General features: G+C 60.8%; 20 protein-coding genes and 2 pseudogenes. 12 read left to right on the forward strand and 10 right to left on the reverse strand.

Annotated features, from left to right (window positions below; all coding sequences use genetic code 11):
* Positions 1–267 precede the first annotated feature (267 nt).
* Positions 268–693 carry a CBS domain-containing protein gene (locus NH14_RS28655; RefSeq protein ID WP_035533342.1) on the reverse strand — a complete coding sequence of 142 codons (426 nt, stop codon included), beginning with the start codon at positions 691–693 and terminating at the stop codon, positions 268–270.
* Between the two features lie 622 nt (positions 694–1315).
* Positions 1316–1603, reverse strand: coding sequence for a sulfite exporter TauE/SafE family protein (locus NH14_RS28660; RefSeq protein WP_035533340.1), 288 nt, complete (start codon positions 1601–1603; stop codon positions 1316–1318).
* Between the two features lie 176 nt (positions 1604–1779).
* Here NH14_RS28660 and NH14_RS34225 point away from each other — a divergent pair, with 176 nt between their 5' ends.
* The 6 genes and pseudogenes from NH14_RS34225 to NH14_RS28685 all read left to right on the forward strand — a co-directional run.
* Positions 1780–2136, forward strand: coding sequence for a CppA family protein (locus NH14_RS34225; protein ID WP_477640562.1), 357 nt, complete (start codon positions 1780–1782; stop codon positions 2134–2136).
* An 82-nt stretch (positions 2137–2218) separates the two neighbouring features.
* Complete coding sequence (locus tag NH14_RS28665) at positions 2219–2647, forward strand: Xre family toxin-antitoxin system antitoxin (protein ID WP_035533338.1); 429 nt, start codon at positions 2219–2221, stop codon at positions 2645–2647.
* Entirely contained in the window at positions 2647–3138 is a 492-nt protein-coding gene (locus NH14_RS28670) for an RES family NAD+ phosphorylase (RefSeq protein WP_035533336.1), read from the forward strand. Before NH14_RS28665 ends, NH14_RS28670 begins: the two co-directional genes overlap by 1 nt.
* Positions 3139–3216: 78 nt before the next feature.
* Complete coding sequence (locus NH14_RS28675; RefSeq protein ID WP_035533334.1) at positions 3217–3453, forward strand: hypothetical protein; 237 nt, start codon at positions 3217–3219, stop codon at positions 3451–3453.
* 136 nt (positions 3454–3589) lie between these two features.
* Positions 3590–4102 carry an SLOG cluster 4 domain-containing protein gene (locus NH14_RS28680; RefSeq protein ID WP_237179796.1) on the forward strand — a complete coding sequence of 171 codons (513 nt, stop codon included), beginning with the start codon at positions 3590–3592 and terminating at the stop codon, positions 4100–4102.
* 84 nt (positions 4103–4186) lie between these two features.
* Positions 4187–4405, forward strand: a pseudogene (locus tag NH14_RS28685) (pyruvate kinase); the annotation flags it as partial.
* Between the two features lie 981 nt (positions 4406–5386).
* On the opposite strand, the gene NH14_RS28690 reads toward NH14_RS28685, so the two are convergent.
* The 3 genes and pseudogenes from NH14_RS28690 to NH14_RS28700 all read right to left on the reverse strand — a co-directional run bounded on the left by NH14_RS28690 (position 5387) and on the right by NH14_RS28700 (position 7470).
* A complete protein-coding gene (locus NH14_RS28690) occupies positions 5387–5581 on the reverse strand; it encodes a hypothetical protein (RefSeq protein WP_035533330.1) in 195 nt (64 codons plus the stop codon).
* Between the two features lie 627 nt (positions 5582–6208).
* Positions 6209–6499: pseudogene (locus NH14_RS33745) on the reverse strand (AbiEi antitoxin N-terminal domain-containing protein); the annotation flags it as partial.
* Between the two features lie 59 nt (positions 6500–6558).
* On the reverse strand, positions 6559–7470 hold the full coding sequence (locus tag NH14_RS28700) for a LysR family transcriptional regulator (protein WP_035533329.1): 912 nt from the start codon (positions 7468–7470) through the stop codon (positions 6559–6561).
* Positions 7471–7617: 147 nt separating this feature from the next.
* On the opposite strand from NH14_RS28700, the gene NH14_RS28705 reads away from it, so the two are divergent.
* The 6 genes from NH14_RS28705 (at position 7618) to NH14_RS28730 (ending at position 11584) form a co-directional block, all read left to right on the forward strand.
* On the forward strand, positions 7618–8289 hold the full coding sequence (locus NH14_RS28705) for an alpha/beta hydrolase (RefSeq protein ID WP_035533327.1): 672 nt from the start codon (positions 7618–7620) through the stop codon (positions 8287–8289).
* Positions 8290–8306: 17 nt separating this feature from the next.
* The gene (locus NH14_RS28710) at positions 8307–8711 is read left to right on the forward strand and encodes a DoxX family protein (protein ID WP_035533325.1); all 405 of its coding nucleotides are present in this window, start codon (positions 8307–8309) and stop codon (positions 8709–8711) included.
* Between the two features lie 31 nt (positions 8712–8742).
* Positions 8743–9765 (forward strand): LLM class flavin-dependent oxidoreductase, encoded by a 1023-nt coding sequence (locus NH14_RS28715; protein WP_035533321.1) that lies wholly within the window; start codon positions 8743–8745, stop codon positions 9763–9765.
* Between the two features lie 292 nt (positions 9766–10057).
* A complete protein-coding gene (locus NH14_RS28720) occupies positions 10058–10402 on the forward strand; it encodes a hypothetical protein (RefSeq protein WP_152617297.1) in 345 nt (114 codons plus the stop codon).
* A gap of 150 nt (positions 10403–10552) precedes the next feature.
* A complete protein-coding gene (locus tag NH14_RS28725) occupies positions 10553–10978 on the forward strand; it encodes a GNAT family N-acetyltransferase (protein WP_035533317.1) in 426 nt (141 codons plus the stop codon).
* 9 nt (positions 10979–10987) lie between these two features.
* The gene (locus NH14_RS28730; protein WP_237179797.1) at positions 10988–11584 is read left to right on the forward strand and encodes a hypothetical protein; all 597 of its coding nucleotides are present in this window, start codon (positions 10988–10990) and stop codon (positions 11582–11584) included.
* A 697-nt stretch (positions 11585–12281) separates the two neighbouring features.
* On the opposite strand, the gene NH14_RS28735 is transcribed toward NH14_RS28730, so the two are convergent.
* The 5 genes from NH14_RS28735 to NH14_RS28755 form a co-directional block, all read right to left on the reverse strand.
* Positions 12282–13181: a hypothetical protein gene (locus NH14_RS28735; RefSeq protein WP_035533428.1), complete on the reverse strand. Its 900-nt coding sequence runs from the start codon at positions 13179–13181 to the stop codon at positions 12282–12284.
* Positions 13182–14002: 821 nt separating this feature from the next.
* The gene (locus NH14_RS28740) at positions 14003–15367 is read right to left on the reverse strand and encodes an MFS transporter (protein ID WP_035533313.1); all 1365 of its coding nucleotides are present in this window, start codon (positions 15365–15367) and stop codon (positions 14003–14005) included.
* A gap of 330 nt (positions 15368–15697) precedes the next feature.
* Positions 15698–16948, reverse strand: a complete 1251-nt coding sequence (locus tag NH14_RS28745) for a YbfB/YjiJ family MFS transporter (RefSeq protein WP_035533311.1) — start codon at positions 16946–16948, stop codon at positions 15698–15700.
* Positions 16949–17069: 121 nt separating this feature from the next.
* Positions 17070–17957 carry a formyltetrahydrofolate deformylase gene (gene purU, locus NH14_RS28750; protein ID WP_052148482.1) on the reverse strand — a complete coding sequence of 296 codons (888 nt, stop codon included), beginning with the start codon at positions 17955–17957 and terminating at the stop codon, positions 17070–17072.
* Positions 17954–18230: dihydroneopterin aldolase (locus NH14_RS28755; protein ID WP_407947196.1), on the reverse strand; the 277-nt coding region annotated here is incomplete at its 5' end. The genes purU and NH14_RS28755, both read right to left, overlap by 4 nt.

Genomic DNA, 18230 nt, shown 5'->3' on the forward strand with positions numbered 1-18230 from the left:
GGTTCGCGTGCCGACGGCACCCAAAAAAAGCGCGAACTTTCACCCACTGTGTGGGCGCGTCCGCCGCCGCCCTTCCCCCGTCATCGGGGAGCGGCTTTGAAGAAAATTGAGCATACAACTATCATTTGTTTCTATGCATACCGGCTCTGTACAGCTTCCTCAGTTCTGTTGCGCGCCAATGATGTCGACGAGAAATGGCGGCCGCAGACGATCCGGCATGCTACGCAGAACCGGTGTCGCGGTCGTCGTCCTCCGTGCAGTGAATGGCTAGCGGTCCGGCTTCGTCGGCCTGGAAACTGCCCTCAGCGTCGAAGCGGCACCGGCGCCATCGGAGGTGGCAATGTCGCCGAGCGATACGATGCCGACCAAATGCTTTTTGTGATCGAGCACCGGAACGCGTCGGATCCGCCTGCCCGCCATTTTCCGCTTCACGTCGTTGATGTCGTCATCTTCATAACACCATTGCACGTGCTGGGTTGCGATTTCGGTCACCGGCGCGGCCGGATCGACCCCGGACGCCACTGCTCGCACCGCGATGTCTCGGTCCGTTACCGTGCCCACCAGTTCCTCCCCGTCGCATACGGGGAGAGAACCGACCTCATGTTCCGCCATCATCATTGCCGCCTGGCGGATCGTGTCGTTTGCGCGAATCGAAATCGCATCGTGCGTCATCACTTCCGCTACCTTCGTCATCGCCGTCTCCATCGAACAAGTCACTCAGTGAAAGGAGCATCGCATATGCCAGCCCTCCGTTCGATTCCCTTTTATCGCAGGGCCAGCGTGCTCCTGTTGGACAACGGGAGGGACTATGCACAGTCGATGGCTATGGAGCCATTTCAAATCCTGCCCTCTTCAAAGTATTCCCTCTGTTTCATCTGAATATACTGCCGTGGATCACTGAAGGTTGGTCTGTCTTCAGGATCGGCTTCTGGTTACTCCTTGATGCCCGGCGACTGCCGCCGCTCAGAGTGAAATTTGGATTCCTGATCGACTATTCATTCCCCAACCCGTCACACGGGGAACTGAGGGCTGACCAAAAATCAGGGGCTACGTCCGTGTTCTAATATCCAATTCCGCAGCCGGTTCAAGTTACTCACGCGAGCCCTCTCGCCCACCCGAAGTTTCCATCGCCTGCCGCAGACACTTGTACTTAGCCGGTGACAGCCCGGCTGAGTAGTTGAATGGCAGGATTTTCATCGCTTTTGGCGAGTTCGACGGCAGCGGAGGATTATCAGGTAAGGGAAAGCTTAGAGAGAGACGCACTTGTCGCGCAAGGCAGACAGGCGCGCCCCACATCGCCGCAGGCGAGTTGTCACTAGTCGCGATCCTCGTGCTCACGGTCGCGGTACGGGTCATGATCATGTGGATGACGGTGCATCCATTCGTCGTGCTCCCAATAGCGGTGGCCGTCCCAATAGCGGTCGCCGTGCCAGCCGAGCGTGATCACCACCCCAGGCGCTGGGGCGGGAGCCGGCTCTTCGTACCTCGGCGGTGGTTGCGGCGCGACGTAAACTTGCGCGAAGGCCGCGCCGGTCGTGACGATTGCTGTGCCCGCCACGAGTGTCATCAGAATCGTGCGCGTTACATTCATCATAGGTTTCATCGTGTACCCTCCCTCAAACACCCGAAGTTGCGCAGCGCCCGTACCTAATCGAGGCGGCAAGCGCGCAGGTCTCCCCCGCCGGCCGTCGTGGGTCGCAAACGCACGCGCCTGCGAGGCAACATAAGCAGCGAGCCTCGGGCAGGTCTATAGGAAGAAAAGACCCGGCAAACGCTCGAATGGCTGCGGCGGCCGTCGGCGATGCGGCCCTTGCTGCTGCCGTCGAACGATGCACCGGATCAGGCAAGCCATACCTGTCCGCTGTGTCCTCAAGGCGGGGCGTCAAAACTCCCGGGTTTCATTTGCCGCAGCAGCCAGGCCCGAGCCCAGTGGCGGACCAATGCCTGGCAACCACCCGGGGGTATTCATCTGTCGGAAGCGCAGTGCTTCCGCCGAAAAGGCGATCGCTGAAGCTGCGTTCGATGAGCCGCCTTCGGGCCTCGATGACTTTGATCCGGTCGCGCGTGCGAGTCGTCAAGATTTCTGGTGAGAAGCCGCAGCTGCCATTGCCGCAAGCTGGGCTTGAGCCGCAGTAATGGAGGCCGGATGATCCCCTTCGCCGCGATAGATCAAATGAGCTATAACTAAGGCTCATTTGGTTCGCGACCGGAGCGCACCATGCAACTCGTTTCCCCCGAGAAGATCGCCGCAGTCATGGGCCTCAGCCCGGCACCCCGTTCGATCGCCGAACTCGAGGCGCAGGTCGCCGAAGGCCTACCCAAATCCGCCCTGCGAAACGGCGTCGAGCACATCGCCCTGACCGCGGAGGCAAGGCGCGCGCTCCAGGCACGCATCGTTCCTGAGGCAACCTACAAGCGCCGTCGCGACAGGCTTATACCTGACGAATCTGAAAAGACGGAGCGGCTCGCGCGAGTCTACGCGAGTGCAGCCTACGTCTGGGACGATCCTGCCGACGCACGTACATTCCTTGCCACGCCCCATCCCCTGCTGGAAGGCCGCACACCGTTCGAGGTTACCCTGACAGAGCTAGGTGCGCGGCGCGTGGAAGAACTGCTCTGGAAACTCTTTTACGGGCTGCCAGCCTGATGAGGATTTTTCGCATTGCCGACAGGCGGCATCCGCTATGGAGTGGCACCGGAGCCATGCCCGTTGGCGGCCGGTTCAATAGCCCCGGCCGTCCCGTGATCCATGGCGCGCTCACGTTCGCCGGTGCCATGCTGGAGGTGTTGGTGCACGCACGGATCGGTAAAGTGCCAAAGACACACGTCTGGGTCGAGGCGCAGGTTCCCGATGATCTTCCGGTCGAAAGGCACACCGACGGCACACTGCCTGTGCGATGGGACGGGCCATCCACAGAAATCGCGCGTGATTTTGGTAACCGCTGGCTGGAGGAATGCCGCTCCGCGATCCTGATCGTGCCTTCGGTAGTCGCGCGTGCCGAGTCCAACGCCCTGGTGAATCCCGCCCATCCGGATGCTGCGCGCATTGTCGTATCCGAAGCGCAGCCTGCCGTATGGGATGAGCGCCTGTTCGCTCTACCCGCAGTAGAGGGTCACGGAAAATCGGAACAACACTGAAAGCGCAGTGACCATGCAGGCAATCATCCTGACTGGAATCACGTTGGCGAGTAGCGACCCCGCGCGAGTTAGCTCAAAATGCAGACCATGAATATTGAACCAGCGGGTACCTTCATGCTCGACGAAACCGGATTGCGCGAACAGTACGCGCAGCTGCAGCAGCGCGCGCTGCACCTCAGCTCGCATGGACAGGCACGAATTGACCAGTTGGCCGCGGCGATGCAGTCGCCCCCGAACGAGCACGCCGACGAACATTTGCGCGTGCTGAGGGATATTCCTGAGGGTCGAGAAGGGGAACTGCGACGGTGCACATGATTGACCTAACCCGGCGACAAACGACCTTTCGAATATCTTCGCTGGTTCGTCGGCACCCGTGCCTCGTCAAGCTAATTAGTGGAAAAGGAGACGATTCGGTGACCATGGTCGGAGTCATGGGTTGTGGCAAGGTCGAATGGGAGGCTCTGTCGACGCCACTGGAAAATGGATCGCCGAACACGGGTTCGATTTACTGACTGCCGCCGGCCTTGGAGTTAAGCTCTCGCCCGCACGGGCGTTTTCGACGACGGAGGGACGTAGGGAACGGTCCGTTGAAATCGTCCCCAGTGAACCGCACCCAATCCGCGGTTTTGCAGCGATCGTTGGCTACCCCAACCCGTATATCGACCTACCGGTCCTCACTCCACTTCCGCAAAAACGGGCTGACGCGCCAGACGACACATTGAACCGCAACTACGTGAATATGCTAACTAGCGACGTGGTCGTAGCACTCTCTGGGAGCCAGGGAACCCCCGAAGAAATCTGGCTGGCAGAGCGCTTTGCAAAGCCTCTGATTTGCATCGGCCCAGCGGAGGACTTTGATGGCGTACCGCCAGAAACACGAATCGTCGTCGAACCTACGGCTGCATACGAATTCGTGCTCGCGACTACCAGCGAAGTTGATAAAGCATTGACGCCCAAATCCTGAGGTTCTCATCTGGCAAGAGCCGTTCTTGAGGCGGCATCGGGGAAAGACAAGAGCGAACGCTAGCCCCGCACTCGAAATGCCAAGATCGTCGCTACGCTGGGTCCCGCGAGCACGAGTGAAGAAATCATCGAATCGCTGTACAGGGCGGGCGCCGACGTGTTCCGGCTGAACTTCAGCCACGGCACGCACGACGATCATCAACGTCGCCTTGAGGCTATCCGCGCCGTCGAAGCACGTGCGGGCCAGCCCACCGGCGCGTTGCTCGACCTTCAAGATCCGAAGCTGCGGATCGGCACCTTTGCGTTGCGTAGATGCATATCGGCGACACCGAGCGAATCGATTCACCCGGGGCAATGGTCGACAAGCGCCTGAGGCGTCAATCGATCCCGCGCGTCATGCAAGGGCGATACGATTGACTTGAAATACAATCAGAATTCCAAATCAATCCAACATAAACCTTAACCATCTATTTTTAATATGCTATGCGAAATTATCAGTTGGGACTGTCTGCAGTTGTACCGCCGCCGTAGACGGCATCCAGAGTAAGGGCTCAGATGAGCTGCGGTTTTTGGAAGATCACATACAGGTTGTGGGCGGCACAAACCAGCACGACGTGAGTCGCTTCATTGAAGACTCCCTTTGCGTGCCAACTCGTTGCCGCTGGATTCCAGCATCAAGCTGCAGCAAAGACGATTCATTGGTTCGGTGCACGCTGGGTTGGGGGTGCGATAGCACTCCGAGCGAGCTTTTGCGCCGCTTAAGGCGCCGGACACGGAGGCGGATTTTGGGGTCCTGGAAAACGTGATGCGCCTGAAAACGTAAGACTCTGACATCCTTGGCGCGCTATAAATTCGCGGGGGCTTTTCAATAAAGTCGGACTGGTCCACGCCGATCAGTTTCACAGCATTCAGCCGGTTTTTCCCCGCCCAGACAAACTGGCACGCGTGCTCGCTGATCTTGTTCAGACGCGAGCACACGAACCATTCGAGTGAGAACTACCGACGACCCACTCGCAGGCCCGTGCGCGCACGTGAAGCCCGTTGAACTACCGAATCGTGTGCGCAAAATGACCTGGCGCTTCGCGAATTCGTGCGACGTTGAAGTGCGCTTTGGTGAAGTCGGTCTATCTTGCTACGGCTGTTGCAGACTGCGCACCGCCCCCAGATCGAACCGGCTTAGCGCACGGAAAACAGGCAGGTTGGGCCACCTGACAGAGGTTGAAGGTGTTGTTGGCAACGCGTCGGGCATCACACTGTCCACGCACACGCCCTGGTTCTCAGCGTGTCAATGCAGGCGCGCGAGGGCATGAAGGAGTGAATCGCCGTCCTGCGTAACGCGAGGCCGCACTGTGCCGCCGTCAAGCCTTTCCAGGGCGACCAGCTGACGTTCAAGCAATGTATCGAGTTCTTCCCGGTCCGCAATATGGTCGGCCGAGTCCCTTACCAGCATCAATGTCGCAAATTCGTGGGCGCTAAGCATGCTTGCCTCCTGATAGCTCGAGTAGTGCTGTATGGATTGTGTCGGCTGAAGCGCGCGCTTTTGACGATGCGCTGCCGGCGGTGCACGCGCTGCGAGATAGCGCGAGGGACTTGATGGTAGGCGCAGCTTCCCTGGCCCATCAATCCGGGTCGTCCCGCATATCGGGATAAATCTGTCGTTGCGTGCGGCAGATGGCAACCTGCAGGTCTCAAAAAGCAAGACTAATCAAACGCTTTCATTGCGTGGGCCTGCGCCAGATCACCACAGCGTTCCGTGTGGAAACAGTACATTGCGAGCGGCGGCATATTCCGATCTTCGCTCTCCATAGACGCTCTGCCTGTTCAAGGAGATGCGTCGTCGCGCGCATGAGATGGGCATTTGCCTTTGCCAGTTCAATCGCGTCCGGGACGCAGCTCACCATCGTTGGGACGCTTTTTCGAAGCGACAAGCGAAGTAATGAATTCGTCCTGTTGCTGGCTGCATTCATCCATGCCGATCCACTCCCGCCCCGACGCGGCGGTTGAACGCATCAGTTTCATGATGTGAGTACCGCGCGGCACCCTTGAATAGCGGCAGGACTTCGGGAAGCAGGCTCACGATGCATAGCTGCCGAATGGCGCTAACGGGCGCGGTCGTCAACGCTGCAGGCATGCTATACGGCTCAACCCACGATGGGATCTCGTAGGGCTTCTGCGCCCAGAGGACGACTTTCGCGCGGAAGGCAATGTTGTGACGCACGCCCTGCCAGTCGAGTGCCGTCTTGCCCCCGACGTGAAGACCCGGCACCCTTCGACTGAGGTACGCGATGATGCCGTCATGGCTTGGGCTGTCACCCTTGAGCAGGTAGGCGCCCTTGAACAGCCGCTGCAGCCATCCGGACTTGACCAAATAGGTCGCGGGCGCCGAGCTAACGCCCATATCCCCCTGACCTCCCGTTTTGGGGAGCCACGCAAAACTTGAATCATGTCAGATACGCCTCACGCTTCTGGGCGGAAGTCCCACGGCGGTACACGAAACGCGTCCGAGAGGAAGTCGATCAGGCAACGCACTTTTAGCGGCAACTGCTTCCGGCTTGGATAAACTGCATAGATTCCGAGTTCGATTGAACGATATTCCGGCATCAACCGGATCAGCCGTCCGGCCTTCACGTCCTCGCCGATCATGAAGTCCGGCTGCAGGATGACGCCACCATCGCGCAGCGCAATGGCGCGGCACGTATCGCCGTTGTTCGAATACACACGTGCTTCGGTGCGCACCATCACCGTGCCGTCCGGCCCGTGAAAGTGCCACTCGTCGCGGCCGGACAAGTGCGAGTAGGCAAGCACACGGTGCGCGGCCAGATCGCGCGGATGGCGCGGCGCTTCGTGGCGCGCGAGATAGCCGGGCGAGGCGCACACAACCATCGCGGTCGAGGCCAGCTTGCGACACACCATCGACGAATCCGGCAGCGTACTGATCCTCACGGCCAGATCGTAGCCTTCGTCGACGAGATCGACGACGCGGTCGTTCAGCGTGATATCGAGGTCGATCTGCGGCCAGGCGGCCATGAAGTCGCCCCATAGCGGGGCAAGATGCGACACGCCGAAGCTGAGCGGGACATTGACCCGCACCAGCCCGCCCGGCACCTGGGTGCGCGAGCTCACCTCGGCTTCCGCGTTATCCATCGCCTCGAGGATTTCGCGCGCCCGCTGGTAGAACAGGCGCCCCTCCTCCGTCAATGACAGGCGGCGCGTCGTCCGGTGCAGGAGTCGCACACCGATGCGCTGCTCAAGCGATTCGACATAGCGCGATACGGCCGCCTTCGACATCCGCAACGTATCGATGGCGCCGACGAAGCTGCCCGCGTCGACGACCGCGACGAATACCGCCATTTCCTGACTTCGGTCCATCTATTGTCTCGTTTATCGGGATTATAAATCCATGGTTCCCAAGTTTATCTCCATTGCTGCGATCAATAGAATTTGCCCATCGCATCTCACGCAGAAAAAAGGCGCAAGTCTGGAGCGTGAAGTAACGCCATCGAAGCCCTTCGACTCATGGACATCCTGCACAACGACATCCCCTCCGGTCTCTCGTTCCGCCTGCGCCCGGCGGCGGGCCAGGCGGCCGCACGGCTTTTCCTGCTTCACGGCGTAGGCGGGAACGAAACGAACCTGATGCCGCTCGCCCAGGCGCTCGACCCTCGCCTCGAACTCGTCTTCGTGCGCGGACCGCTCACGCTCGGCCCGGGACAGCATGCCTGGTTCCATGTCCGCTTCACCGCGCAAGGCCCCGTAATCAACGCCGGGCAGGCGGACGAGAGCCGCACGCGTCTGCGCGAACTGGTGCGCTCGCTGGCGCGCGCCGACGCCCCCGTGGCGCGGCCTGCCATGATGGCCGGCTTCAGCCAGGGCGGCATCCTCAGCGCGAGCGTCGCGTTGTCCGCGCCCGAAGACGTGCCGCGCTTCGCGATCCTGAGCGGGCGCATTCTGCCCGAGATCGAGCCGCATCTCGCGCCCCCGGACAGGCTCGCGCAGGTCTCGGCGTTCATCGCGCATGGCCAGCACGACGACAAACTGCCCGTGAGCTTTGCCCGGCATGCCGATAACTGGCTCACCCGCCTCGGCGTCGTGCATGACACGCACCTGTACCCGGTCGGTCATACGCTCAGCGCCGACATCGCGAGTGACTTCACGCGCTGGATTCACCAGCAGATCAATCTGGACTAACCCAACAGGAGCCCATCATGACCGATACCCGCACCGCCCCGTATGCCGCTCTCCTCCTGCGCCTCGCCCTCGGCCTAATGTTCTTCGCGCACGGCCTGACCAAGCTGCTCGTCTTCACGCCGGCCGGCACCGCGAAATTCTTCGAGTCTGTGGGCTTTGCCGGCTGGTTCGCCTGGCCCATCATTGCCTTCGAGATTGTTGGCGGCGTGCTGTTGCTGACGGGCGTGTACGCGCGTGCCATTGCCGCGGTTGCCGCGATCGAGCTGTTCATGGCCTCCACGGTCCACTTCGGCAATGGGTGGATGTTCACCAGCGCGAACGGCGGCTGGGAGTACCCGGTTTTCCTTGCGGTCGCTGCAGCGGTCCTGGCGCTGCTCGGTGACGGCGCGCTCGCGCTCAGGCCGACGCTGCGCAACGCCTGACGCATGAGGCAGCTTGCCCGGAACTGATGCCATGGAATTCGGCATTTACACGTTCGGCGATCTCGCGACCGGGGCGTCCGGCGCCACCGGAGCGCAACGACGCATCGAAGACATCGTTGCGGCCGCGCGAGTCGCCGATGAGGCCGGCATCGACGTGTTCGGCGTCGGCGAACACCACCGCCCGGACTTCGCCGTTTCGTCGCCGCCCGTCGTATTGGGCGCGATTGCCGCCGTGACCCGTCGCATGCGGTTGACGAGCGCGGTCAGCATCCTGAGCTCCGAGGATCCCGTTCGCCTCTATCAGCAGTTCTCGACGCTCGACCTGATCTCGGGCGGACGTGCGGAGCTGCTCGTCGGGCGAGGCGCATACATCGAATCGTTTCCACTTTTCGGCTATGCGCTTGCGGACTATGAATCGCTGTTCGAAGAGAAGCTTGCGTTGCTCATGGCAATCAACGAGCAGGCGCGCGTCACGTGGTCGGGACGCCATCGCGCGGGTCTCACCGACGCGGCGATCATGCCGCGGCCGGTGCGCGGGCGTATTCCGATCTGGCTGGCAGCGGGCGGCACGCCGTCGAGTGCCATTCGCGCCGGCCGCGCCGGTCTGCCGCTGAACCTCGCCAACATCAGTGGATCGCCGGAGCGGTTCGTGCCCTTCATCGACCTGTATCGCCAGACCGGCCTCGCCGCGGGGCATCCGGCCGGGCATCTGCACGTGGCCGTTTCCGGCCATTTCCACGTGCAGCGAGATGGCGCCCGGGCGCGCGACGACTTCTTTCCCCACTACCGCCGCTACATCGCGAACAATCTGCCGCGCGCCCATTTTGAAATGTCGCGTCGAGACTTCGAATCCCTGGCTTCGCCTCGTGGCGCGCTGTTCGTCGGTAGCGTCAATGAGATCGTCGACAAGATTCTCTTCGAATACGAGCTGTTCGGGCACCAGCGCTACATGGCCCAGATGGATATCGGCGGACTGCCATTCGACAAGGTCCTGCAATCAATCGAGCTGTTCGCTACCGAGGTCATCCCAGCAGTGCGCCGCGCGATCACATAAAGTCCAGTTCGGGAATCATCGTCCCGGGCCCTTTAGCGTACCGCTTTCCTGAAGGTTTTTTCTCCACGCCCTGCGCACCGCGCAGGCGCGTTTCGGGGGAGGCCTGTCCGGGCCTCTCCTTCTTTTTCAGATGCCCGACTGCGCGATCGGCCAGCCTCAAAATCCATGTCCGTGCAGAAGGTGCCGGCCATGGTCAGTACTGCGACGGGATCCGTAGCATCGAAGAAAGCACGGCAAGTAAACGCTGGCCAGCACGACCTCAAAGATCGGCTTTCGGCCAGCAGCACCGCGCATGCCTGACGGCCACATGAGTGGCTCGCTGGTCGCTGTAGGATCTGGATCGGCGTCCAAAGGACGTCGATCGATCTCGGAGGTGCGCGAATCCAGTATTTCGTCTGCTCCGGTTGATGCACAACCAGGTTTGGGCGTCGTCGACTTGCCCGATCTCGGGACCGATCGTCTCCCGGCGGATCGCGAACAGCTCGATCTGGACCTGCAAATGCAGGCGCAGGCCGTTCTGCTCGTCTTGCCGTCCGCTGGAGCTCCAGAGTTGGTACTTCGATGGCAGCAGCAATGGGCGATGACGATGTGCCGGCTACAGCGGCGCATGTGGCCGGGTTCTGGCGGAACGCGATGAATGACGAATGCAGCCTGATGCGACGGCGCGTGCATGTCGTGGAGGAACTTGTTCGAAGGCGGCCCTCCCCCTTACGAAGTATCCCCAGGCGCACGAACGACCGCGGCGATATAGGATCGACTCCAGTGTTTTGCTCGTCGAGATGGTGTGATGCGTCCCCGCTATGCAACTACGAAAGACGTCCCCGACGTCGAGGACCTGCTGCGTACCTGCCAATTGCCGGTCGAAGGCGTCCGTGAACACATCAATCGCTATCTGGTGTCCAGGGACAGTAGCGGCATCATTGGATGCGCCGCCCTGGAGCAATATGGCAAGGTCGGGCTACTTCGATGCATCGCCGTCGCACGACGCGCGCGGTTCGCTGGGCTCGGCAACTTCATCCTTTCGCTGCTCGTCGCCGATGCGCGCGAGCGCGGGATCGAGTCACTGATCGTCCACTCCACAGGCGCCGAACGCTATTTCGAGCAGATCGGATTCACGGCAGCCGAGACATCGGAGTTGCCTGACGATCTGCGCCGTTCACTAGAACGCACGTCGCCTTGTGACGCGCTCGACATCATGCAGGTTGCGTTGTAGTAGCCATCCATGCGCATAGGCAGCCAGCACCTTCGAATTGTTTCCAGAAATGCAGTGCATTATCCCCTGCGCCCGCATCCGCATGGTTTCGCGAATGCACGTATTAACTTATGCGTGTCGCCAGGCAACGATATCGATTCGAGTGCAATCCACGGTCATGCCATGAAAAAGCTCCTTCTCGTCCCTCTGATTTCCGCAGTTGTGGTGAGTGGCGGAGTCTACGCAACGTCGGCGTTCGGGCGCACGCTCGACGAACAGTTCGCCTGCAAATCCAGTGCACACTCGTTCATTGCCAACCTCATCAATGATCAGTCGATTGACCCCACCCCGATTCACGTCGAGGCAGACTCGGTCAATGCGTTTCGTCCCACTCATGCGACGGATCTGACTGCTTACGGATTGCGAGTTCGCGCAGTCTTTGGATACCAGCCGGGTGATCCATTCTTCAAACCCGGAAATGGCAAAACTCCCTCGGGTCCGGTCTACGGAGCGGTGGTATTCGGTTCGGCCGACTCTGTCGAAGCACTGGTGCGAAAAGCTGGCGGTCATGCAGAAATTCAACAGGTCATACCGCTGATACTATCGGCAATTGTCTGCGAGGCCTGACGCGCGTACTGTTCACACAACGACCGCGGGGCCACGCCGGATCAACTGGTTGCGAGTTTTCCAAGGTCGCCGGATTCGTCTGCGCGCCGCGCCAGGAGGGGATTTCTGGTTGGTGACGCCCGATCGGTTATATCCGGATTTCTGATTGCAGCAATTGGCCGAAAACCCGTGCTGGCAAGTGCCGAGCAGTTTGTCTTGCCAGCCTGTGGCCGCCCCGGTCCTTCCCCCAAGCTGGCGTGCACAAGGTCTTCAGCTACATCCATGCCATGGCACAGAAATCGTGGAAAGGCGGCGCTGTCCCCGTGTGCGGCGGTACCGGCAAGGTGCTCCAGTGAATTAGCGGAAGCTGAACTGATGGGCGGGACATGCAACAGCCCGACCGTGCCCGGTTCCTGTTGTGCGACGGCCCTTTCTCGTCAACAGCATATGCTTCGTATTACTATATAAGTATGTTAAATAAATAGATTCCGGTGTGGCGCCATCCGAGGCGTACAAGATTGGCGAACAGTTCCCGGTTAGCCGGGCTGCAACGGCGCTCCCGGGACGTCACCCTCCGACCAAAGCCCTTTGATTGCCGCGAAGAAACTACGAGCGCCAACAGCACGCGCCGCGGCCGAAGCAGGAATATCTGCATTTCGCAGCGACCCGTAAAATAAAGATACCATACTATTAAAATCACTTTCGCCCGCACAGCTCCCTACTCTCCCGTCTGCTGACGCCGGTATTCTTCCTGTTTCATTTGCATGTACTCCTGTCGATCGATTTCGTGCAACTGTCGTCGATACTCTTCGCTCGCGCCGAACCAGTTGCTCAGGCGTTGCTCCAGCCGCGTGTCCGGCCGGCTTGGCGGATCATCGAGCCAGGCATCGATGGCCAGGTAGTAACGCATGGTGTTTCGCTCCACGAGACCGCGCACGCCAGCGACATATTCCGGCTGTGCCCCAGAAGAATCCGCGATATTGGTGAAGCCGACCTTGCCGCTACCAAACGTTGCTAGATAGCCCTTCATGGCAAGACGCCCGATTGCGCCGTAGCTGTATGCATAGGTCAGGTGGAGAAACGTGCGATCGCGACTGAGCGACACCGCTTCCAGGACGATCTGATAATCCCGGGTGTTCAATGGCCCGCTGTCGGCATGAAGCTTTACGCGGAAGTATCCTGGGCTCGTAGCCGCCGGGGCGTAGTCGAATTGCAGGAGGTAAGTGGATGCAAGATCTTCGGCGGCTTCCCTCTGGCTGACGTTCACGGTCAGGGTGTTGCCCTTGCTACCGCCAGTCACATGACAGTACTTGATATTGGGATGCAGCATCAGCATATCGCACCAGTTCGTCGGGGCTCTCGACGAATCGTTAAAGGCATCGCTGACAGTCGAGAACGGGTAATCCATCACAGCATAGATTTCACCCGTGACGGTGGATGGCGATTCCTGAGAATCGAGGTACAACCTCCGATGAAACGAGTTATGGTCCAGCCGCGGCTGCAGGTTCTGGTAGATGACACGCAAGCGGGTGGCATCGTCGGATGCCTGAGCCGACAACCCGGGGCACAGCACGCCGCACGATGCCACGATGGCGAGCGGCCATACTGTCCTGCGTATCCAGTTGCTGACCCGGCATCTGCGGGAGCGCTGATTTTTCTGGCGCTGGTCACATGATGGGCAATGCTGCCCGTCGGCGCGCGGTGGCTCGCATGGTTTAAAGGTCCGCATCGAGTTGTTTACCCCGCAACAGGCGATTGCCCCCGCCCAACCTCGCGCCAGCCGACGTACGTATGCCGCGGAGTGCGTATCGGCTCCATGGGCCGGCAAATGACCGGCAATTCATAGGCACCTCCTGCACGAGCATCCTTCGTTCAGCGCATATGTCGGTCCCGCAGGACGCAGGATGCCACGCGAAGAAAACCTGCTTATCCCACACCCTTCACCTGAAGCACGAAAATTCGTACTTCCTCGCGCAAAATAACGAAAAGCGTAAGGTCGCTCTTCAGGACGCGATCATTTCACCGCATTGACGACAAGCGTTGCACCGCATTGCGTCGCGATGATGCCCTGGCTCGTTCCAGAAGGCGATATAGCGACCTGGCTTTAGCACGAGCCTTGCTGTCACCGTCTCCCGGGGATTGAGGTCCTGCACGCCTTGCAGATCGCCCAGTCGGGCTTCCCTCACCTGCTGGGCTTTCTGATCGTAAGGAAGCGCAGTGCTGACACTGGTCCACGGCAAGATCATGAATTCGTGCTTCAGCGCGCGAGACTCATTGGTGATTGTGAACTCGACCGGTCCGGCCGGTACAGTAATGTGCTGCGCTTCACGAATGAAGCGGCTACCCGTGGACGTCCGGGAAGACCGGCGTGAGAAAAACGGAACGTCCAGGAACTCACTGGAACGCTATGGTGGAGCGCGCATCGCGGATCGTGTGCCGTCAATCGTCGGCCAGCGGAAGCCGCGATGTTTCGCTGCTCGCCAACATGGCGACGAGCGCGACGCCCGCTGCCCCCACGAGGTACCACGCTGGTGCGAGCTTGTTGCCAGTCGCCGCGATCAACCAGGTGGCGACGAGCGGCGCAGTGCCGCCGAACAGCGCGTTGGCCGTATTGAAGCAGAAGGCGAAGCCGCTGTAGCGCACGCGTGTCGGGAATATCTCCGAGAGAAAACACGGCAAGGTGCCGTCGTTCAACGTGAGCAACGCGCCGAACGCAATCTGGATCAGCACGATGGTCGCGAAGCCCGCACCGGCCAGTCCCTTGAAGAGCGGCACGGTAAGCAACGCGAACAATATCGATGCGCCAATCAACATGGTCTTGCGCCCCACCCGGTCGGACAGTGCGCCCATCAGGAAAATCAAGCCGATGTATGCGGCAAGCGAAATGGTCGCCGCAATGAACGATGCTGTTTCGCTCATGCCCATTTCCGTCGAGAGATAGGTCGGCATGTAGCTGAGCACCAGATAGAAAGCCACCGCGTTCAGGCAGGTCACGCCAAACGCGATGAGCATCCTGCCGCGATGGCGGGTCAGCAGTTCCGTCACGGGCGCCTTCGCCACCTCGTGAGAGCCTTCGAGCGCCTTGAACTTCGGGGTGTCTTCGAGCCTCAGGCGGATGTAGCGCCCGACCAGCCCGAACGGCGCCGCGAGCAGGAACGGCAAACGCCAGCCGAAATCATGCAGTTGCTGCGTGGTAAGCACCGCGTGCATCACGGCGACGAATACCGAGCCGAACAGCAGACCCGCAGCCGTGCTGGCCGGCACAATGCTCGTGTATACGCCGCGCTTGCCCGGTGGCGCGAATTCCGCGAGAAATGCGGACGCGCCCGCGTATTCGCCAGACGCCGAAAAACCCTGTACGACACGCACCAGCAATAGCAACACGGGGGCGATCATGCCGACCTGGGCATAGGTCGGCAGAAAAGCGATCAGAAAGGTCGAGCACGACATGATCAGAATCGAGAGCGACAGCGCAGCCCGGCGCCCGTGCCGATCGCCGAAATGCCCCCAGACCACGCCCCCCAGCGGCCGCACGATGAACGAAACCGCGAACACGCCATAGGCCGCGAGAAGGCCTGTCATTGCGTCGCTCTTCGGGAAGAACATCACCGCGATGATGGTCGCGAGATATCCATACGAGGCGTAATCGAACCACTCTACAAAATTGCCGATGAAGCTCGCGAGCGCTGCCCGCTTCAGGAGCCCTGCATCAGCTCCACGATCACTGCACCCTTCCAATTCATCGCCCGCCTTCCAGTCACTGGCAGCTGCGAGGCTGCCTGGCATTGCTTTTCTCGTACCCATTCAAGTCTCCAAATGTGCTATTGGTCTGCACTGGCGTAATCGCTATCCCGGCTCGATCGATGTCGCTCCGAGCATCGCCCGACGCAGCGGATTGCGCGGGTTCATGGGAATAGTAGAAGTTGTAGCCAATGGAAAATATCTTTCCCGGACAAGGGACTTTCTCGATTCGACATCGAGGGTAAACACCCCAGGAGACATCGCCGGTGCACTGTACACGGCACAGCAGCACGCGTGGCAATGCGCGTCAACGCCACATTGCCGCGCACGCACAGTGAAGGACGTGAGTAGGGAAAGCCCAGCGACACCGCTCGCACAATTGATGGGACGAGCTCAGGCGCGGCGATCGAGCTGACGCTGGCAGGCCGCCAGAAGCGCGCCGAAGAATAGAACTGCAGAGGAATAGACGAGCCCACGCGTGAGGCTGGCGTGGTCGGATACCCAGCCGATCGCAACAGGCCCCGCGATCTGGCCGAACGCGAAGACGATCGTGAAGGCGCTGATGCCGCGCGCCCATTCGTCCGACGAAAGATTGTGCCGTACGAATGCGGTGGTCGAGGCGACGGCAGAGAGGAAGGTGGAACCGAAGATCACGCCCGAAATAGCCGCCGCGGCGGGATGGGAGAACAGGGCCGGCATGAGCGTCGCGATACCCAGCAGCGTATTGAACGTCGCCAGCGCATGGCCACCGCGTGTGCGGTCGAGAAAACGCGACCAGATGCGCGCCGAGGCAACCGTTGCAACCCCCAACGCGATATAGAACGCGCAAACGACGCCCGGGCCCATGCCTTCGCTACGCAACAGCGCAACGATGAACGTCATATAGCCGATGTAGCCCATGCCAAAGAGGCCGTATCCACCCAGCGCGGGACTGTAGCGCCACCACGCGGTTCGCTGCACTTTCGCGCCGCCTCGCGGACTCGCGATGGCCGGGCCCGCTGCATCGATGCGGCGAGCCGCACCTCGCGCGAACACCGCGCATACTGCACAAGCGGCGCCCAGCGCGAACCAGGCTGGCTGCCAGCCGTGCGGCACGGCACGCACCGTAGCCGGCACGAGAATGGACGACAACACAATGCCATACCCTGTCCCCCCGTAATAGAGGCCCAGGATCAGTCCACCGCATCGCGGTGCAGCTGTCGCGAGCCGCGCCGCCAGAACGCCGCCACTGATAAAGATGAGCGCGCTGCCGATGCCGGCCACCAACCGCTGCGCGAGCAGCATCGACGTGCCGGACACGAAGCCGGACAACACCGTCAGCACGATCACCGCATAAGCGCCGGCAACGAACAACGCGCTGGGCGAGCGATGGCGCGCGAGCCAGGGGAACATGGCTGCGCCAATCAGATAGCCCGCCGCGTTGGACGTGTTCATCGCGCCGGCCTGCGCGAAGCTCCACCCCAGGTCGGCCTTCATCGAAGGCAGGAGCAAGGCATAGGAAAAGCGCACGAAGCCGAGGGCTATCGCGCTGCCCAGCGACAGGCGCACGGCCAGCCAGAGCGGCGCAAGAGGTTCGATATTCTCGCAATGTGCCGGCGCCGGCTCGATATGGTCGACAGGCCGCCTGTGAGTATTCGCCTCCATCCCGATCGTGTTCTCCGTCTTCCAGTTGCGCGCTCAAGCATTATGCAGACCGGACGTCCGAGTACGAACTGGTTGCCTGCACCGCCTGGGATAGTGCCAGAAAATGCCGCGCAACGTGCAGCTAGCGCAGGACGACCGTACGCCCTTCATGAATGAAGATGCGCCGCTCGATAAAGCCCTGCACGGCCCGGGCGAGTGCGGTGCGCTCCATGTCGCGCCCTGCCGCAAGCAGCCGTTCCGGCGTGTAGGTGTGATCCACACGCTCCACCACTTGCTCGATGATCGGGCCTTCATCGAGGTCCCCAGTCACGAAGTGCGCGGTGGCACCGATCAGCTTAACGCCGCGCGCGTATGCCTGTTGATAAGGCCGCGCCCCCTTGAAGCCGGGCAGGAACGAATGGTGGATGTTGATCGCCCGGCCCGCAAGTCGCGTACACAAGTCAGAACTCAACACCTGCATGTAGCGGGCGAGAACGACCAGTTCGGTTCTCGTGCGCTCGATCAGCGAGACGAGCGCCTGCTCCTGAGCGGGTTTGGTTTCAGGCGTCAACGGAAGGTGATGAAACTCGATCCCGTGAGATCGGACCATGGCCTCGAGATCGCGGTGATTGGACACCACGCCCACAATGTCGATCGGCAACTCATTGATGCGCCATCGATGCAGCAGATCTATAAGGCAGTGATCGAGCCGCGAGACGAGCATCAGCACCTTGGGTTTCACACGTGCGTCAAAAATGGTCCACTCGAAAGCGTGCTGTCGCGCGAGTGGCGCAAAGGCTTCCGATAGCGTTTCATGGTCCATCCGCTTCGGCTGCGGAACATGAAACTCGCATCGCACGAAGAAGCGTGTAGTCTGCGGATCGTCGAAAACCGAGAATTCGTCGATATAGCAGTGAAATCCGTCGAGAAATCCGACGATGGCCGCCACCTGGCCCTGCGCACTCACGCAGGTCACGTTCAGGATGAAGCGGCACGTGCTGTCGGTCACGTCAGCAGAAAACCCGTTCATGAATGCCCCCCGTCATTGGCACATCGGATGTGTGTCGTGTTTTTCCCCTGGCCACCCGCCACGCTGGCCGCCGCCCACTGCAGATAATCAGCGCGCGTCCATTCGAGCGACACGCCAATGCGCCGCGTGCCCGGACGGATCTTCGGCTTGTGCACTTCGATCGTGAGCGTATCGAGCGCGGGCCACTCGCGAAACGACAGCGCCGCAATATCGGCCACCAGCGTTTCGAGCAGCCGCGTATGCGGCTTCTTCGCGAGAAACTCCGCGATGCGC

This window comes from Paraburkholderia sacchari (genome assembly GCF_000785435.2).
Classification (GTDB): domain Bacteria; phylum Pseudomonadota; class Gammaproteobacteria; order Burkholderiales; family Burkholderiaceae; genus Paraburkholderia; species Paraburkholderia sacchari.

Excerpts from the sequence above, each read along its gene's own strand:
- NH14_RS28655 (WP_035533342.1), bottom strand. The coding sequence starts at position 693 with ATGACGAAGGTAGCGGAAGTGATGACGCACGATGCGATTTCGATTCGC.
- NH14_RS28690 (WP_035533330.1), bottom strand. The coding sequence starts at position 5,581 with ATGCTTAGCGCCCACGAATTTGCGACATTGATGCTGGTAAGGGACTCG.
- NH14_RS28665 (WP_035533338.1), top strand. The coding sequence starts at position 2,219 with ATGCAACTCGTTTCCCCCGAGAAGATCGCCGCAGTCATGGGCCTCAGC.
- NH14_RS28740 (WP_035533313.1), bottom strand. The coding sequence starts at position 15,367 with ATGGGTACGAGAAAAGCAATGCCAGGCAGCCTCGCAGCTGCCAGTGAC.
- NH14_RS34225 (WP_477640562.1), top strand. The coding sequence starts at position 1,780 with ATGGCTGCGGCGGCCGTCGGCGATGCGGCCCTTGCTGCTGCCGTCGAA.
- NH14_RS28730 (WP_237179797.1), top strand. The coding sequence starts at position 10,988 with ATGCGCATAGGCAGCCAGCACCTTCGAATTGTTTCCAGAAATGCAGTG.
- NH14_RS28705 (WP_035533327.1), top strand. The coding sequence starts at position 7,618 with ATGGACATCCTGCACAACGACATCCCCTCCGGTCTCTCGTTCCGCCTG.
- NH14_RS28710 (WP_035533325.1), top strand. The coding sequence starts at position 8,307 with ATGACCGATACCCGCACCGCCCCGTATGCCGCTCTCCTCCTGCGCCTC.
- NH14_RS28675 (WP_035533334.1), top strand. The coding sequence starts at position 3,217 with ATGCAGACCATGAATATTGAACCAGCGGGTACCTTCATGCTCGACGAA.
- NH14_RS28745 (WP_035533311.1), bottom strand. The coding sequence starts at position 16,948 with ATGGAGGCGAATACTCACAGGCGGCCTGTCGACCATATCGAGCCGGCG.
- NH14_RS28670 (WP_035533336.1), top strand. The coding sequence starts at position 2,647 with ATGAGGATTTTTCGCATTGCCGACAGGCGGCATCCGCTATGGAGTGGC.
- NH14_RS28725 (WP_035533317.1), top strand. The coding sequence starts at position 10,553 with ATGCGTCCCCGCTATGCAACTACGAAAGACGTCCCCGACGTCGAGGAC.
- NH14_RS28720 (WP_152617297.1), top strand. The coding sequence starts at position 10,058 with ATGCCTGACGGCCACATGAGTGGCTCGCTGGTCGCTGTAGGATCTGGA.
- NH14_RS28715 (WP_035533321.1), top strand. The coding sequence starts at position 8,743 with ATGGAATTCGGCATTTACACGTTCGGCGATCTCGCGACCGGGGCGTCC.
- NH14_RS28700 (WP_035533329.1), bottom strand. The coding sequence starts at position 7,470 with ATGGACCGAAGTCAGGAAATGGCGGTATTCGTCGCGGTCGTCGACGCG.
- NH14_RS28660 (WP_035533340.1), bottom strand. The coding sequence starts at position 1,603 with ATGAAACCTATGATGAATGTAACGCGCACGATTCTGATGACACTCGTG.
- NH14_RS28680 (WP_237179796.1), top strand. The coding sequence starts at position 3,590 with ATGGGAGGCTCTGTCGACGCCACTGGAAAATGGATCGCCGAACACGGG.
- purU (WP_052148482.1), bottom strand. The coding sequence starts at position 17,957 with ATGAACGGGTTTTCTGCTGACGTGACCGACAGCACGTGCCGCTTCATC.